The 17,297-nt window shown below is 43.8% G+C and carries 16 protein-coding genes; 4 read left to right on the forward strand and 12 right to left on the reverse strand.

Features of this window, described 5'->3' with window-relative positions:
- Window positions 1-17: 17 nt before the first annotated feature.
- The 4 genes from glnD to B4033_RS07170 form a co-directional block, all read right to left on the reverse strand.
- On the reverse strand, window positions 18-2,690 hold the full coding sequence (gene glnD / locus B4033_RS07155; RefSeq protein WP_005222640.1) for a [protein-PII] uridylyltransferase: 2,673 nt from the start codon (window positions 2,688-2,690) through the stop codon (window positions 18-20).
- A gap of 27 nt (window positions 2,691-2,717) precedes the next feature.
- Complete coding sequence (gene purT / locus B4033_RS07160; RefSeq protein ID WP_171063231.1) at window positions 2,718-3,932, reverse strand: formate-dependent phosphoribosylglycinamide formyltransferase; 1,215 nt, start codon at window positions 3,930-3,932, stop codon at window positions 2,718-2,720.
- Window positions 3,933-4,393: 461 nt separating this feature from the next.
- Window positions 4,394-4,741 carry an L-valine transporter subunit YgaH gene (ygaH, locus tag B4033_RS07165; RefSeq protein WP_180185672.1) on the reverse strand — a complete coding sequence of 116 codons (348 nt, stop codon included), beginning with the start codon at window positions 4,739-4,741 and terminating at the stop codon, window positions 4,394-4,396.
- Complete coding sequence (locus B4033_RS07170; RefSeq protein WP_004815457.1) at window positions 4,738-5,490, reverse strand: AzlC family ABC transporter permease; 753 nt, start codon at window positions 5,488-5,490, stop codon at window positions 4,738-4,740. The genes ygaH and B4033_RS07170 overlap by 4 nt, the downstream gene beginning before the upstream one ends.
- Before the next feature lie 105 nt (window positions 5,491-5,595).
- Here B4033_RS07170 and B4033_RS07175 point away from each other — a divergent pair, with 105 nt between their 5' ends.
- On the forward strand, window positions 5,596-6,081 hold the full coding sequence (locus B4033_RS07175; RefSeq protein WP_048881018.1) for a hypothetical protein: 486 nt from the start codon (window positions 5,596-5,598) through the stop codon (window positions 6,079-6,081).
- A 70-nt stretch (window positions 6,082-6,151) separates the two neighbouring features.
- On the opposite strand, the gene B4033_RS07180 is transcribed toward B4033_RS07175, so the two are convergent.
- On the reverse strand, window positions 6,152-6,847 hold the full coding sequence (locus tag B4033_RS07180; protein WP_286832874.1) for a Crp/Fnr family transcriptional regulator: 696 nt from the start codon (window positions 6,845-6,847) through the stop codon (window positions 6,152-6,154).
- 102 nt (window positions 6,848-6,949) lie between these two features.
- Between B4033_RS07180 and B4033_RS07185 the strand changes: the two genes are divergently transcribed.
- A complete protein-coding gene (locus B4033_RS07185) occupies window positions 6,950-7,495 on the forward strand; it encodes a DUF962 domain-containing protein (RefSeq protein ID WP_163165655.1) in 546 nt (181 codons plus the stop codon).
- 57 nt (window positions 7,496-7,552) lie between these two features.
- Here B4033_RS07185 and ychF read toward each other — a convergent pair whose 3' ends face one another.
- The 6 genes from ychF to B4033_RS07215 form a co-directional block, all read right to left on the reverse strand.
- Window positions 7,553-8,644: a redox-regulated ATPase YchF gene (gene ychF, locus B4033_RS07190; protein WP_286832875.1), complete on the reverse strand. Its 1,092-nt coding sequence runs from the start codon at window positions 8,642-8,644 to the stop codon at window positions 7,553-7,555.
- 112 nt (window positions 8,645-8,756) lie between these two features.
- Window positions 8,757-9,416: a methionine ABC transporter permease gene (locus B4033_RS07195; protein ID WP_286832877.1), complete on the reverse strand. Its 660-nt coding sequence runs from the start codon at window positions 9,414-9,416 to the stop codon at window positions 8,757-8,759.
- Window positions 9,397-10,467 carry a methionine ABC transporter ATP-binding protein gene (locus tag B4033_RS07200; RefSeq protein ID WP_286832878.1) on the reverse strand — a complete coding sequence of 357 codons (1,071 nt, stop codon included), beginning with the start codon at window positions 10,465-10,467 and terminating at the stop codon, window positions 9,397-9,399. The genes B4033_RS07195 and B4033_RS07200 overlap by 20 nt, the downstream gene beginning before the upstream one ends.
- A gap of 10 nt (window positions 10,468-10,477) precedes the next feature.
- Complete coding sequence (locus B4033_RS07205) at window positions 10,478-11,308, reverse strand: MetQ/NlpA family ABC transporter substrate-binding protein (RefSeq protein ID WP_286832879.1); 831 nt, start codon at window positions 11,306-11,308, stop codon at window positions 10,478-10,480.
- A gap of 19 nt (window positions 11,309-11,327) precedes the next feature.
- Window positions 11,328-12,740 carry an LLM class flavin-dependent oxidoreductase gene (locus tag B4033_RS07210; protein WP_286832887.1) on the reverse strand — a complete coding sequence of 471 codons (1,413 nt, stop codon included), beginning with the start codon at window positions 12,738-12,740 and terminating at the stop codon, window positions 11,328-11,330.
- Between the two features lie 11 nt (window positions 12,741-12,751).
- Window positions 12,752-13,954: an SfnB family sulfur acquisition oxidoreductase gene (locus tag B4033_RS07215; RefSeq protein WP_286832880.1), complete on the reverse strand. Its 1,203-nt coding sequence runs from the start codon at window positions 13,952-13,954 to the stop codon at window positions 12,752-12,754.
- A 380-nt stretch (window positions 13,955-14,334) separates the two neighbouring features.
- On the opposite strand from B4033_RS07215, the gene B4033_RS07220 reads away from it, so the two are divergent.
- On the forward strand, window positions 14,335-15,099 hold the full coding sequence (locus B4033_RS07220; protein WP_286832881.1) for a glutathione S-transferase family protein: 765 nt from the start codon (window positions 14,335-14,337) through the stop codon (window positions 15,097-15,099).
- Window positions 15,100-15,151: 52 nt separating this feature from the next.
- On the opposite strand, the gene B4033_RS07225 is transcribed toward B4033_RS07220, so the two are convergent.
- On the reverse strand, window positions 15,152-16,363 hold the full coding sequence (locus B4033_RS07225; RefSeq protein ID WP_286832883.1) for a hypothetical protein: 1,212 nt from the start codon (window positions 16,361-16,363) through the stop codon (window positions 15,152-15,154).
- Window positions 16,364-16,722: 359 nt separating this feature from the next.
- Here B4033_RS07225 and B4033_RS07230 point away from each other — a divergent pair, with 359 nt between their 5' ends.
- Entirely contained in the window at window positions 16,723-17,193 is a 471-nt protein-coding gene (locus B4033_RS07230; protein WP_004815486.1) for an Lrp/AsnC family transcriptional regulator, read from the forward strand.
- Window positions 17,194-17,297: the final 104 nt, after the last annotated feature.

Here is a 17,297-nt window from a genome sequence, read left to right on the forward strand (position 1 = left end):
GAATAAGTTACCGCGTTTTAATGTGAGTGTTGACTGTTGACCTGATTAGAGGCTTCATCCAGCGCTGCTTTTAAAGCACAGGCAAATTCAGAAGATTCTTCAGGGTTCAACGGCATGCCATCTTTTTTGGTGACAAAGAAAATGTCTTCGGCACGTTCGCCAAGTGTGGCAATTTTAGCAGAATGGATATCCAGACCACGCATCATAAATAATCCGCCTACTTTGGCAAGTAGACCCGGTTGGTCGAGCGTGGCAATTTCCACCATATTCTGGTTCAAAACAGGGTTCAGGCTGATATCTACCGTATTTTCAATATCAAAATGACGGAGCTGACGTGGAATACGGCGCTGCATCAGGCCTGGGTATTTATCGGAATGACTTAAAGCATCTTTAAGTGCATCAATCACTTTCAGCTCGCGTTCCGGATCGGTAAGCAGCGTACCGAAACGGTCAAGCACGACATACGTGTCTAGGCTGAACGCCTTGGTTGCTGTGATAATTCTTGCATCCTGTACATCCAGGTCCATGCGGTCCAGAACGGCCACTGTGGTGGCAAACAGATTTGGTTTATCTTGTGTATAAATAAAGATCTGCACTGCATCTTGCGCATATTTACGATGCGGGCGCATCAGCACCAGCGGTTCAGAATTATCACCATGCTGTAAGATAGCACGGGTATGCCAGGCGATTTCATCTGGCGATTCTTTCAGGAAGTAGTCATCACCGAGTTCCTGCCAGATGGTTTCTACATCATACAAAGAGAAGTCCTGTACCAGCAGTTCGCTGGCAGCAAACTTGGTGTCTTCAATCAGCATCTGATAATCCACCGGACGACCCAGACCAGAACGGATTACATCACGCGCATGCGTATATAGCTGACGCATTAAAGACGCACGCCAGGTATTCCACAGTTTTGGATTGGTGGCATTAATGTCGGCAACAGTCAGGGTGTACAGATAGTCCAGGTGCTCCATATCACCCATTTTTTCTGCAAATTCACGGACCACATCCGGATCAGAAATATCTTTTTTCTGTGAAGTCACAGACATGATGAGGTGATTTTGAATCAGCCATGCAACCAGATTGCATTCACGTTCGGTAAAGCCATGCGTGCGGCAGAATGCAATCGCATCTGTGGCACCGAGTTCGCTGTGGTCACCACCACGACCTTTGGCAATGTCATGGAACAGGGCAGCCAGATAGACGATGTCACGACGGGCCAGACGCTGGAACACCGAACTGACTACCGGAAATTCCTTGGCGAATTCCGGTTCCTTAAAGCGGTTCAGGTTGCGTAATAGCAGTAGGGTATGCGCATCTACAGTATAGATATGGAACAGGTCATACTGCATCAGCCCCATAATCTGGCCAAAGGCCGGAATATAATTCCCTAATACGCCGTAGCGTTTCATTGCTACCAAGGTTTCATATAAACGATATGGTGAACGGATAATCGCCATGAACAGCGCTTGATGAACGGGATTATTGCGATAATCCTGATCAATCCGTTTTGCTGCGAGCGTTAAAAGACGCAAAGTACGGGCACGGATGCCTTCAATCTCTGGACGGTTTGCCAGAAGATAAAAGATTTCCAGAATTGCGCTTGGATTTTCCGAGAAAGTTTTATGGTGCTGTACCGCAAGTTTGCCATCAACCAGTTTAAAGTTCTGGTTAATTTCTTCGATATTACGCTCATAGTTTGGCAGGCGCGGGGTAATTACCGATTCATTGAAATAAGCCAACAGCATTTCATTCAGCGTCGATACCTGCTGTGCATTGCGGTAATAGCGCTTCATAAACTGTTCGATCGGATAGTTCTGCGGCTGGCCTTCTTCACGTACATAGCCGAACTTCGCGGCGATATCACGCTGATAGTCGAATAACAGGCGGTTTTCATCGCGTTTGGTAATGCGATGCAGATGATGACGGATTTCCCAGAGGAAGCTTTCGGCTTCTTCTAAAACGGCCAGTTCAAATTCTGAAATAAAACCAAGATGTACCAGATCATAAATACGGTTTACGCGGAAATGGCGTTTAGCAATCCAGCCGATCTGGTTAATATCCCGAATACCACCCGGAGCATTTTTAATGTCCGGTTCGAGATTACTTTCGGTATTGTTATGTTGAGCATAGCGTTTATGCTGCTCTTCCATTTTGGCATCAAAAAAGGTCTTGTCGGTCCAGGATTGAGACACGATACGACGTGGCCATTTGGCCAGGCTTTCATTACCGGTAATCAGACGGGACTCAATCAGGGTCGTGGCTACAGTCAGGTCACTGCTGGCCTGATTGACACATTCACTAATGGTGCGGACGCTAATACCTGGCTTGAAATTGCCAACATCCCATAAGGATGAAATAAAGGTCGAAATCAGCTGTTCCTGTTCAGACGTAATTTCATCTTCTGACAGGATCATGATATCAACATCAGAATAGGGCAGCATTTCGCGACGGCCGTAGCCACCGACAGCAAATAGACCCAGATCAGTCTGATCGAGTTCAGCATGCTTCCACAGGAACTGTAGCGCTTCATCAATCAGATTGGATCGGGTCAGAATAATGTCACGGATCGACTCACCATTTTCAAAACACTCCTGTAGCTGGTGCTCGACATCACTGCGCCATTCGTTAATGGCTTTAATATCATGGTTACTTTTGGTGTAATTCAGCAATGGCAGGGTATTGATCATGAACAGTCGTCCGTTTCGTTTTTCAGCTTAGTTTTGGTTGACACTGACTTGTTGAGCCACCTGTTGCGCAAGTTCACGTGCCTGATCTGTTGTTTCAGCACGTGCAGTTGCTACACCCATACGACGTCGTTTGAAGCCTTCAGGCTTGCCAAACAGGCGCAAGTCTGTATTGCCATCTGCTAAAGCAAGATCCAGACCAGAATAAGAAAGATTCTGATCATCTACACCAGCGTAAATCACAGCACTGGCTGCAACGCTATGACGAGTGGTATTTACCGGAAGACCCAGGATCGCACGCGCATGCAACTCAAATTCACTTTGGAACTGGGAAGCTAAAGTGACTAAGCCGGTGTCGTGTGGACGTGGTGACACTTCACTAAACCATACTTTGTCGCCTTTGACAAAGAGTTCTACCCCAAAAATACCGCAACCACCGAGCGCAACGGTTACTTTATTGGCAATTCGCTTGGCTTCTTCCAATGCAGCAGGTGTCATTGGCTGAGGTTGCCAGCTTTCAACATAGTCCCCAGAATCCTGACGGTGACCAATCGGGTCGCAATAAGAAGTTTCGATTTCACCTGTTTTCGGATTTTTGGCACGAACAGTGAGCAGGGTGATTTCAAAATCAAAATCAATCTGTGACTCAACAATGACGGTACCTTGATTTACACGACCACCCGTTTGCGCATATTCCCAGGCAGCATCAACTTCATCGAAGCTTTTGACACGAGACTGACCTTTGCCTGAAGAGGACATCACAGGCTTCACAAAGTTTGGATAACCAATATCATCACAAGCGGCACGGAAAGATTCTAAAGTATTGGCAAAACGGTAAGCAGATGTTGGCAACCCCAGTTCTTCAGCGGCCAGACGACGGATGCCTTCACGGTTCATGGTCAGATTCACTGCTTTCGCGGATGGAATTACTGTTACGATGTTCTGCTCTTCAATTTCAACCAGCACCTGGGTGGCAATCGCTTCAATTTCCGGAACAATCAGATTTGGTTTCACCTGATCAATCAGCTGTTTAAGTTCTGCTGGATCAGCCATATTCAGGGTATGCGACTGATGGGCAACTTGCATGGCAGGTGCATGGTCATAGCGGTCAGCAGCGTGAACCTCGACACCTAACCGTTGCAGGGAAATCACCACTTCCTTGCCCAGTTCACCTGAACCCAGTAATAAGACCTTGAAGGCAGAAGCCTGTAATGGGGTACCAATCGTCACGCTCATGTAAATCATCCATGCTTGATTTTATGGGCTTTTAGCATAGCAGAACTCTCTGCGGAGATAAGCCAAGTTTCATACAAAATTGTGATATTGACCAACAATTTTATTTATAAAGTTCGCAAAATTTAGATTAAGAAATCAGAAGGATACTTTCACTGCATCAATTTGAGGATCTGAATAATAAATATGATTTTGCGGATTCAGTTTTTCCATTTTTAGAAGCTGGTCCGGACTTGAATTTAGCCAAGGCAGGAGTTTCATTGTTTGATTGTGTTTCCAGGAGAAATAGGGAACGGCGAAGGGTAGAACAAAGTCAATCGTAAATATTGTAATGCTTCAGCCCATCGCTGATGGATAAAGATCTTTCCTTCAATAATCTGCTTTGGCTCAAACATGCCAGTTTTCTTATTATCATTAAAAAAAGGCTTATACTGGAACGTAGCATAAGCCTCTTATATTTATTGATTCATTTTTTAAAAATGAATCGGCAGGTAAGTATAAATCAGGCCATAGGTGAAGGCAGCCGTCAAAGTGGCCATCACAATGCGTTTAAACTTGAAATACAGCACTGTTAATACAATAAAACCGGCCAGCATCGCCACACTTTTATCGGGAGTTTCCAGCAAAGGCGGTAGTGTCGCCACGACCAACATTGAGCTAATTGCAGAAATTCCAATCGCACCTAAGGCAATTTTTAACCACAGCGCACCACGCTTTTGTGAACCTTGCTGCGATTTCTGAATCACAAAAAAAGGTCCGAAACGGGAAGCGAAATTGGCAATCCCGACCAGAATACCAACCAGAATAATTTCTAAATTCATAGTTCTTCTCCCATATGCTCAGGATCGGGACGTTTGAGTACATAGTGCTTGAACAGGCCTGCCAGAATACCGGAACTGATGCCGATAAAGATTGCAGCAGACAGGTCAATCATGTAGCAGGCAATAGCAGAAACAACAATCGTCACACTGACAACAAAAGTATGTTTCTTTTCAAAGGCTGCCAGCAGGAAGCTTAGGAATAGCGCAGGTAACAGGAAGTCTAAAGCGGCCTGTAAAAATTGCGGTAAGTTGCTGACCTGATCTGCAAATAAGCCACCGAGAAAAGAACCTGTTGCCCAGGACAGCCAGCTGAATAAACTCAACCCCAGCATCCACGATTCAGACCATTCCTGACGCCGTTGCGACAGTTTGATCATGCCAGAGGCAAATACCTCATCGGTGAGTCCCCAAGCCCAGACTGCGGTTTTTTTCAGATTAAGCCGATCCTGAATCAAATTCTGTAGCGCAGGGCCATAAAGTAGATGACGGATATCCAGAGCAATCACGGTTAATGCAGTCATCCAGATGGAAGTGCCACTCCCTAAGAGTGCAACAACCAGGAATTGACTGGCACCTGCATACATGGAGCAGGACAGGAATAATGCTTCCCATGCGGTAAAGCCAAACTGGGTCGCAGAAACCCCAAAGGCAAAAGAAACGGGCAAATAGGTAAAAATAATCGCCTGGCTGTCTTTGGCACCTTGCCAAAAACTGGCAGGTTTTACAGCGTGTTGATTCAGTTCGGACACAGCACACCTTGGAGGGAGAGTTGAACAAGGGGTCAAATGGTAATTGAGTATTGTACGTGAATTTAATAGCATAGTGCCGAATTGTTTAAGATGGCGAGCCTGATAATGTTCATGTTCAAGACACGTTATATACTGAGTGTTGCTTTAGTCAGCACAGCATTGTTATTACAGGCATGCGGAAATGAGGGTTCAGGCAATCAAGCACCGGAAATTAAGCCAGCCCCGAAACTGAGCAATGATGCGACCACTTATGCCCATGAAGCTTGGACATTTATGAATGAAGTAGATCCGCTGGTCTACAACAAGCAGATTGATCAAATTGAAAAACGCGTTCGTCAGCCTGCGCGCAAGTTGAGCACGGATTGGCGCATTAATGTGAAAATGACTGATTCCGTGACTGAAGGAAAATATGCATTATGTCGTAAGGCTTTAACCAGTCTGGAAATCTGGGCACGAACCACACTTGAAAATGGGAATAGTCTGGCACAGAAGCAAGCCGATTATGAACGTGACAAAAAACAGTGTGAAAGTGCAATTGCTCATCCACAACTGGGCAATACTGATCCGAAACAGGTGGGTGTTGCCAGCTGATCGATATTTTGTTTGTGTCAACTTAAGGCTGAGTCATATGCTCAGCCTTTTTGATTTTCTTGGTTTGGAATCAGTGAAGTGGAACGCCAGTCAATTGATGTAGTCGTTGCACATCCAGAATTTCAATCTGTCTAAAGGCAATTTTCAGGATATTTATTTTTTCCAGCTGTTGCAGTTCCTGATTAATAGTCTGGCGGGAACACATCAGCATTTGTGACAACTGTTCCTGCGACAACTGAATGGTACGGTTTTTAATGACCAGGTGATTGCCATAACCTTGCAAAATAAACAGTAAACGCTGCGCTAGGCGTTGTTGCATGGTTTGGGTCTGAATAGAAAATAATTCCAGAAACACATAACGTAATTTCTGGCTCATGAGCTGGGAGATGTGAAACCAGAATGCAGGTTGTTCAGCCACCAGCTTATAAATAAATTGCGCGGGAATATGCAAGAGCAGGGATTTCTTGCAGGCGATGGCGTGATGAGAACGCGGCTGCTCATCCACCAATGAGATTTCACCAAACCAGACAATGGGTTCTACAATTGCAGAAACTGCCTCTTTACCCTCAATATTGATAGAACCTAAACCAATTGCACCTTCTAATACAGCATAAATTCCATCAAACACATCACCTGAATAAAATACGGCCTGGTCTTTATCGACGGATAAGGTAACTGCATGTTTCAGCAGGACGTTCTGGAAATGAGAAGGTAATTTTGAGAACCAGGAATTTTTTTCTAATTCAACAAGATATTTTTCTTCCACTCGCTTTATTGCTCCAAGTTTTATGAGTTGTCGTCCAGCTGACAACTTGTCTTTTATTGTTGCGCTATAGTCAAATTCTATGGCCAGTCAAGGAAGAATAATATGACCAGAGTAGAACGACTATTAAGCCAGTATGCAGCTTATCATTTAGACCGTAAGAATGTCATGACACATTTTATTGGGGTCCCATTAATTGTTTTTTCTATTATTTGTCTTACTGCACGTGTATCACTGATGATGTCCGGCTTTGAGGTGACTCTTGCCTTGGGACTTCTCATTGTTTCAATTCTTTATTATTTAACTATTGATGTATTTTTTGCATTGATCATGGCCTTCATTTTTATGTTTGTCTATCCTTATGCCTATAATGTGGCACAGTGGGATACTGGAACCTGGCTGAGTACCAGCGTTGGAATTTTTGCCATTGGATGGGCATTCCAGTTTGTAGGTCATTTCTACGAAAAGAAAAAACCGGCATTTATGGATGATCTGATTGGCCTGGCGATCGGACCTTTATTTGTTCTTGCGGAATTAATTTTCCTGTTCGGCTTTCGCAAGGAACTAGAAGCAAAAATGTTACTTGAAGCACGTAAGCAACGCTTGCTAATGGAACAAGACACCTCATATGCGGAAATAGCAGCTGATTAATCCTTTTTAAAATACATAAAAAATGCCCCGAATTATCGGGGCATTTTTATCTTCAACTTATACGTTGAAGCGGAAGTGCAGAACATCGCCGTCCTGAACGATATAAGTTTTACCTTCCAGACGCCATTTACCTGCTTCTTTGGCGCCAGCTTCGCCGTTGTACTGTACGAAGTCATCGTAAGCAATACATTCAGCACGGATAAAGCCTTTTTCGAAGTCAGTGTGGATTACACCCGCAGCTTGAGGAGCAGTCGCACCCACTTTTACTGTCCAGGCACGAACTTCCTGTACGCCAGCAGTAAAGTAAGTTTGTAGACCAAGCAATGAATAACCTGCACGAATCACCACGTTCAGACCTGGTTCTTCCATGCCCATAGCTTCCAGGAATTCAGCACGGTCTTCATCTTCAAGTAATGAAATTTCTGCTTCGATCTGGTTACAAAGTGGAACCACGATTGCATTTTCAGCAGCAGCCAGTTCACGTACAGCATCTAAATGCGGGTTATTTTCAAAACCGTCTTCAGCCACGTTGGCGATATACATGGTTGGTTTAAGCGTTAACAGACCAAAACCACGTACCAGTTTACGTTCGTCATCATCTAAGGTTGCAGCACGAGCAGGTTTGCCTTCATCTAAAAGAGGAAGAATTTTATCTAGAACTGCTTTAGTCGCGATCGCTTCTTTATCGCCACCTTTTGCAGATTTCGCTAAACGAGCCACTGCTTTAGTCACAGTTTCAAGATCGGCTAGAGCAAGCTCAGTATTAATGGTTGCGATGTCATCAAGCGGATCAATTTTACCGTTGACGTGAATCACGTTTTCATCTTCGAAACAACGGACCACGTGAGCAATTGCATCAGTTTCACGGATGTTTGCCAGGAACTGGTTACCCAGACCTTCACCTTTAGATGCTCCAGCGACAAGGCCCGCGATGTCCACGAATTCCATAGTTGTCGGGATCACGCGTTGTGGTTTTACGATTTCAGCAAGTTTGTCCAGGCGTGGATCTGGCACAGGCACGATACCGGTGTTTGGTTCAATGGTACAGAATGGGAAGTTTTCCGCAGCAATTGCAGCTTTGGTTAATGCATTGAAAAGCGTAGATTTACCAACGTTAGGCAGGCCTACAATACCACAATTAAAACCCATGAAATAACTCACAAAGCGTTATATAAAAATTGCCAGTGATTTTACATGAAAGCCATGACAAAGTCAGGTCATGGCTGAGGGCTTTGTTGAAAACTTATGAAAAGAGAGGTTTTTAAATTTTGCGTTTGTCGAGCTGATTGGACAGGGTGTCACCAGCGGTCTGAATCAGCATTACCAGAATAACCAGTACTACAATCACGGCCAGCATGATCTGCATATCAAAACGCTGATAACCATAACGATATGCAATATCACCTAAACCACCGGCACCAATCGCACCAGCAATGGCTGATGAGTTGATCATGGTCACCAAGGTCACGGTAAAGCCAGCCACAATACCGGGAAGTGCTTCAGGTAACAGCACATGCCAGATAATCTGCTTGCGGTTACAGCCAATGGCTTGTGCAGCTTCGATCAGTCCCTGATCCACTTCACGTAAACTGACTTCAGCAATCCGCGCAAAGAAAGGGGTAGCTGCCAAGGTTAAAGGCACAACTGCGGCCCAGACCCCATAACTGGTGCCGACAATCCAGCGGGTAATTGGAATCAGTGCGACCATCAGAATCAGGAAAGGCACAGAACGGGTGATATTCACAATCCAGCCCAAAGCCTGATTAATTGGTTTGGATGGATAAATGCCATGCTCCGAGGTACTGACCAAAACCACTGCTATTGGTAATCCAATCAGAAAAGCAACGATGGCAGAGACACCCACCATGATTAAGGTATCGGTGATTCCCGTCAGTAATAAATCAATGAGTTGGTCGTGCATAGCCAATCACCTCAATTTGTGCAATGTATTGTTTGAGTTTTTGCTGGAGCAGGTTGGTATCCAGATTCAGGTCAGCCACCGCGACAATCAGGCTGCCGACCAGATGATTCTGGATACTGTCGATATGGCTCTGATAGAGGTGGACCGGATGATTAAACTGCTCAAAAATTACCTTTAAATTTGGTGAATGCTGAACACTGGAGGCATAGCGCAGTTTGACAATACTATGCGTGGTATCAGTAGTGACTTCCGGACTAATTGCGAATGGCAGTTCTAGCTGTTCCAGATTCAGCAGTTCCTGAGTAATCTGCTGCTGAGGATTGGAGAATACTGACCAGACTTCACCCGCTTCGACAATTTCACCTTTATCGATCACTACCACCTGATCGCAGATTTCACGGATCACCTGCATTTCATGCGTAATCAGCACAATGGTAATGCCAAGTTTCTGGTTGATTTCTTTCAGTAAAGATAGCACCACGGAGGTACTTTCTGGATCCAGTGCAGAAGTGGCTTCATCACAGAGTAAAATTTCCGGTTGATGCACTAGCGCGCGGGCAATACCGACACGCTGTTTTTGTCCACCAGAGAGCTGCGAAGGATAGTTCTGCGCTTTTTCGCTTAAGCCCACCAGTTGCAGTACTTCATTGACACGTGCATTGATGTCGGATTTTTTGTAATTCGCGACTTTTAAAGGTAGCGCCACATTTTCCCAGACGGTTTTGGCAGACATCAGGTTGAAGTGCTGGAAGATCATGCCAATTCGCTGACGTAACTGGATCAGTTCAGCATGGGTTAAGCCAGCCAGATCCTGCTGATGAATATGGATATGACCTTCGCTGATCTGTTCCAGACCATTCAAAGTACGTAGCAGCGAGGATTTTCCCGCGCCACTTTTACCGATAATTCCGAAAATCTTGCTTTCAGGAATATCCAGGTTAATGTTTTTCAGTGCATGAACTGATTTGCCTTGAACTTCATAATATTTATTCAGGTTGCGGATTTTGATATGCGGGACGGAAAACGCTACCTGAGAACCAAAACTCACCATAGTATTTTCCTTATTTCCAGCCTGGGAACCAGAGCTTCGCACCAAAGTCAGCATCAAGAGCTTCCTTTACGCGAGATGAATTCTGATAGATGTCGACAAATCTCTTCAGCTTGTCATTCTTGTCCTGATAGTCCTCACGTACTGCAAACAGAATTGCATAACGGTTGTCCTTATTAGAGTCAAATAACAGTGCTTTTTCCGGATCAGCTGTTTTTGCCAGACGTAGGTAGTGTGGATAGCCAAATGCTAAATCAACATCATCAATGGCTCGTGCAGTTTGTGGGCCTTCGACTTCAACGAATTGAAGGTTTTTAGGATTCGCTGCAATATCTTTCAGGCTGGATAAGTGGTTGTTTGGATCTTTTAAAGTTACCAGTTTGGCTTGTTGCAATAACAGTAGCGCACGACCTTGATTGACTGGATCATTTGGTACTACAACTTTTGCGCCGTCTTTAAGTTCATCTAGACTGTTAATTTTCTTGGAATACAGGCCAACGTGAGTCGCTGCACCTTTGGCAAATGCCTTGATTTTAAAATCAGTTTCTTTCTTGGCATTATCCAAAAATGGCTGATGCTGGAAGAAGTTGGCATCAATATCGCCATGATTCAGGGTGATATTCGGTGTATTCCAGTCAGAAAACTCGACCAGTTTGACATTCACACCTTGCTGTCTGGCTTCTTCTGCTGCGACCTGTAACGGCTTAGCAAAAGATGGGCTGATCCCAATCACCAGTTCATCCGAACCAGATTTCTTTTGCTGGCTCCACACCACCAGTCCGATAATGACGGCGGCAATAATCACCCCAATAACGGTGAATTTTGTTTTAACGGTTTGTGCCATGTTGCACCTCAAAATAAATTTATGCTGATTGTTTTTGCTTTAGGTTCGTGTTCGCTGTTGAGGCGGAGCTTTGACATCGGAATTGCTGCACTGGATGCGCACTAGGTAAGCGGTCTCCTTGCTGAAATAGCTTGTGTCTGAAACTGCCTTGTTCATATTCAGTTTTATAGCGTCCGCGCTGCTGTAATTCAGGAATCACTAATTGGATAAAATCCTGATGCGATTCAGGGGCCACTGTACGAGTCAGGTTAAAGCCATCTATACCGGTTTCATCGATCAGCTGAATCAGCTTTTCTGCCACCGTTGCGCCACTACCTACGATCAGTGGATAACGACCACCCAGCTCATGTTGAGCTTTTAGGTCATTAGGTGTGATCTGCAGCTCTTTGAATTTGTCATTAACCGTCGCAATACTATTGGTCTTCTTGTAAGGAATTGGTTCATCATCAGCAAATTTGGACAGGTCAATCCCGACCGAGCTGGAATAATGTGCAAGACCAGCTTCAGGACTAGCATAAGCACGGTATTCATCCAGCTTTTGCTGAGCCAGTTCATCTGTTTCTGCAGTGACCACGGTAATGCCGACAAAAATCTTGATTGCTTCAGGATCACGGCCTTGTTCAGTGGCCTGACGACGAATCTGATCGACCTGTTTCTTGATCTTGTCTGGATGTTCACCACCAATAAACATGCCTTCAGCATGCTGGGTAGCGAAAGCCATACCACGCGGTGATGCACCAGCCTGGAATAGTACCGGCGTACGCTGAACAGAAGGGGAAACCTGGAATACGCCCTGACTGCGATAAAAGTGGCCTTGGTGATTGATTTGATGCACCTTGGCTGGATCAGTAAAGATACGCTGCTGCTTATCTTTTAAGACAGCATCATCTTCCCAGGAACCTTCCCAGAACTTGTAGCACAGCTGTAAAAATTCTTCGGCCTGCTCATAGCGTAGATCATGGTCTTTCAGACCATTTTCACCGATCAGGCGCTGGGCACTGTCCAGATAACCAGTGACAATATTCCAGCCGATACGACCATGGGTCAGATGATCCAGACTGGCGAAGCGACGGGCGAACTGATAAGGCGATTCATAGCTGAGATTGACTGTAACGCCAAAACCAAGATGCTCGGTCACGGCTGCCATGGCAGACACGAGGGTGCTTGGATCATGACTCGGTAATTGAATCGATTCTCTTAGAGTCAGATCAATGCCATTCTGGTAGACGTCATAGACCCCGGTGATGTCGGCAATAAACAGACCATCAAACAATCCTTGTTCTAACATTTTTGCCAGATCGATCCAGTAGCTCAATTCATTAAAGCGATGCGATTCATCCCGTGGATGAGTCCACAGGCCATGATTGATATGACCTACGCAGTTCATATCAAAGGCATTGAGCAGGATTTCCTTCGCTTTTGAGCTGTTCATAATATTTGTCATTACAACGTCCCCCGGCGTGGAGGCAGAACACCATTCAGCAAATAATCGGCAATGAAATAATATTTCCAGCGAGAGGCATCATGCAGGGTATGTACCCGGGCATTGCGCCAATGCTGATCCAGATTGTGCTGACTCAGGCTAGAGCGGCTGCCGCCCAATTCCAGTAATTTTTCCGAAATATTTAAGGCTGCATCATTGGCATAGACCTTGGCTTCAGCCACCAGAATTGAGGCTTTGGCTGCCTGCTCATCGGTCACTGCTTCCAGTTGATCCAGTTCATCCAGATATTCAGCAGCTTCATCCAGCAGTAAAATCGCGGCATCTAATAACACAGATGACTTGCCTACTTCCTGCAGGGTGTAATGCTCAAAGCTGGCTTTTTCGACTTGTGCATCCACAACCGGACGAGCCTTATGTATGGCTGTCAGTGTATCGGCAAAAGCCGCTTCAGCAATCCCGACATCAATTGCCACCTGCATCAGTTGAGAATAGGCACCACGGTAACTTGGTTGATTCCCTAACAGACGCTCATCAAAAATCAGTAGTGGATCGACTTCGACATGTTGCAGTTTAAGGGTACCGCTAGAGGTGGTGCGTTGACCAAAACCATTCCAGTTATCAATCACTTCAACACCGTCAGCAGTCCGGTCGACAATAGTGAGCACCACATGCCCTTCAGGATGAATCGCTTTAATTGCCAGCCAGTGCGCGAAGCTGCTACCAGTTGAATAGAATTTTTCGCCATCGACAAAATAGCGACCATTTTCGATTGTAAGCGTGGTCGCCAGAGTTTTAGTATCTTTGGTATGACGTTCCGGACCGCCATTGGCCAGACGTTTACCCTTTAAAATTTCACTATAAAGAAACTTTTTTTGTTGTTCTGTACCCATGATCTGGATCATGTTGAGTAATGCGATCTGGTTCTGAGGGATTTGTCCGACACTCGAGTCAGCTTTATTCACAATACGGAATACATGTGCCAGGGTTTTATTGGAAACGAAGGCACCGCCGTACTGTTTTGGAATACGAATACCGCCCAGACCCCTTTGGCTGAACAGGTCAATTTCAGCAAGAGGGAGTACACGTTGCTGATCACGCTGATTTCGGCCTTCCAGAGCAAAGTCTGCAACATGGTAGGCAGCATTAATTGCATCGTGATCATTTTCAATAACATGAACTTTTTCAAAAGTTAAACGAGACATAATGACATCCTAAATCGATATCAAAACGTTACAGGCTAAGCTTTATGAGATTAAGTAATTGCTTTCGCAAAGCTTATGAAAAAACCTATTTAGGACAAAAATTGCTAGGTTTTTATCAATTTTGAATATAGTAAATAGTTAAAAAACAACAGGATTTAATTTGTTTTTCAATCTATAAGTATGGATTTTAAAAAGACATATCTGCTTTAAATATAAACAAGACAAAAAAATGTATAAAAATAAACATTGTGGAGTTGAATAAGTAACATCTTAATTTTGAATTAAAAGCACATTGTATTTCCAATGAAGGGTGTCTAAAGTATCCAACTGAAATAGATGGTTTTAATGCGACCGAATTTAATAATCAACATGGAGATTTTATGCGCACCTTATACCAGTTTCCTTTATCACATTTTTGTGAAAAAGCACGTTGGATGCTTGATCATAAAGAACTGGATTATGTCGCACAAAACCTCATGCCAGGTGCGCATCGTGCCTTTGCCCGTCTTAAAACGGGACAGAACCGTCTGCCAATTTTGCGTGACAAGGAACAATGGATTGCAGATTCAACCCAGATCGCCTTGTATCTGGATGAACATTATCCTGAGCATCGTTTATTACCAGTAGAAGCACGCTTACGCCAAAAAGTGCTGGAGATTGATGAAATGACTCAGGAACTGGGACGTCATATCCGTCGCTGGATGCTGGCCCAGGCTTTATCCCATGATCATGAATCGATGGAGATCCTGATCGGTGAAAAGGGGTATCTGCGTCAGTTCGAAAAATTTTCCAAGCCTTTGCTTAAAACTCTTCTCAGCAAAGGTTATGCACTTACTGAAGATACACTTGCTCAGTCCCGCGAATATATTAAAGAGACAGTTGAACAGCTGAACCAGACACTGATCGAGAATAAGGGAGCTTATTTTGCGGGATCGCGTTTTAGTCTGGCTGATATTGCAGTCTGTTCAATGTTGGCACCTTTGTTGGCAATTTCCGGTACGCCGTGGGAGCGTGAGAGTTTTGAATCAATGTCAGATGAATATCGGGATTATCAGACCTATCTCTCGGAATTGCCTTTAGGCCAATATATTAAAAACATCTATCGTCATGAACGTAATGCTCGTATTGATTGGCGCGGTGTATAAGTTAAATAGTGAAATAAAAAACGCGCTTAAAGCGCGTTTTTTTATTGGATACTTAGCCCCAAGGGTTTGTGAGATCAATATCACTCTGTTTATTAAAGCCACTGAGAAGTGAGCTAAAGTCAAACTTCGGTAATGAACTACCGCTCGAGATATTGGAAATTGTTTCTTTGATGGTCGGAATAATTTCAGTAATACTGATATTGTTATCAACTGAGCTACCACCTGAAATAAGATCACCTAATTCTGGAATAATGCTCGAACCTAAGTCGCCTAGACTTCCATCAAGTAAGCCTTCAAATGCATTTGAATCTAAACCATTGCCTAGGTCGCCTAAACCACCCAGTAAGCCACTCAGATCAGAGCTATCATTTGCACTTACGAGGCCACCAAGTAAATTGGTCAATTGTGAAAGGTCGAAGTTACCGCCATTATTGCTGAAGCCAGAAATAATATCGGTAATCGCACCTAGATCGAAGTCACCAAGACCACCAGAGCCACCAATTAGACCACCAACGAGTTGAGCGATCTGCGCGATATCAATGTCGCCATTGCCTTCAATTAAACCGCCAACCAAGCCTGCAATTGTGCCAATATCAACACCTTCAAGACCGCCAGAACCACCAATTAGACCGCCAACGAGTTGAGCGATCTGCGCGATATCAATATCGCCATTCCCGCCAATCAGATTGCCGACTAGTCCTGCAATTGCGCCAATATCAACACCTTCAAGACCGCCAGAACCACCAATTAGGCCACCGACGAGCTGAGCAATTTGCGCGATATCAATGTCACCGCCTTGCAGAAGGTTACCAGCCAGGTCAGCAATTTTACTGAGATCTAAATTACCTGAACTACCACCAATTAACCCACTGACTAATTTAATCACGGCATTTAAATCTAAATTTGATGTATTGTTACCCATTAAACTACCCAGCAGATTACTGATCGAACCCAGATCAAAACTGCCGCCGTTGGCTTGAGTGAGTTTGCTAATTAAAGTGTTAATATCGAGTTTTGTAGCATTCGAACCGGTAAATTGAGTAATTAAATCAGTCAGGGAGCTTGAACTTAAACTCTTACCTGAAAGTAAGCTATTTAAGAGGGAGTCTAGGGAAGGAGTAGCGGGAGTAGAACCCGTGATAGAACCAATAATGCCAGAAAGACTGCCACCTAACAAACCGCTAAGTAAACTCTTGTTTTGCGTCTCTGTCGTGAGCACCGGGCTGAGTTTACTTTTAATTGAACTAAAAATACTGAAAGCCATAACCGTTCCTTGCGTTTTTGTCTTGTTTTGATTATTTTGCGTTGTAAATAAAACGATTAATTTTTATTCAATTTCTATACAAGTGTAAATCTAAGTATGAATAATCACGTTTTGAAAATAGTATTATTTGCCTGAATAAAGCTTTAAACAGATTAATTTATGATAAATAATAATGGTTTATTAGATATTTGCGTTTATCTAAAATATATTTTATGCGATAAATGGCTATCGAAAGGACTTAAATTTCCTCTAGATCATCATCTGGTATTTTTTTGCAAATATCTGGTAATTTATGAAAAAAATATCAATATTATGCGTAAAATAATGATGTATTTTAACAAAGTGGCAAGAGATTAAAGATGGAATTAGATCGTTTTGATAAGCACATTCTTGAAATTTTGACCCATGAAGATGTCAATTTGAATGAACTCTCTGAACGGGTGAATCTTTCGGTCAGCTCGGTTCACCGCCGTATTAAACAGTTGATTGACCATAATATTATTAGTGGTCTAAAACGGGAAATTAATTATCAAAAGCTTGGTTTCAGTCTGCATGTACTTTTGCAGGTTTCCTTAAGCAAACATGATAGTGACACTTTTGCCAAATTTCTGGGTGAGCTGGAAAGTATTCCTGAAGTGATTAATGCCTTTCTGGTAACAGGACAATCGGCAGATTTTATTGTCGAAGTAGTCGCACGTGATATGGAAAACTATAGTGAGATCCTGCTTAACAAGATCGGCAAGATTGAACATGTGGTCGCACTGCATTCCAGCTTCGTGATCAAGGAATATAATGTTTTTAACTGCAGTGGCTTACTCAATAAAGTTTAATTGAAGGGAGAGCACTATCTAAATATTTGTCTCCGAATAACTAAGTAAATTGATTGAAATCACCTACAAAATGATTCCATAAGATAGATCAAAATAAAAAACGC

This window comes from Acinetobacter sp. UBA3132, assembly GCF_002364825.1.
In the GTDB taxonomy this organism is placed as follows: domain Bacteria; phylum Pseudomonadota; class Gammaproteobacteria; order Pseudomonadales; family Moraxellaceae; genus Acinetobacter; species Acinetobacter schindleri.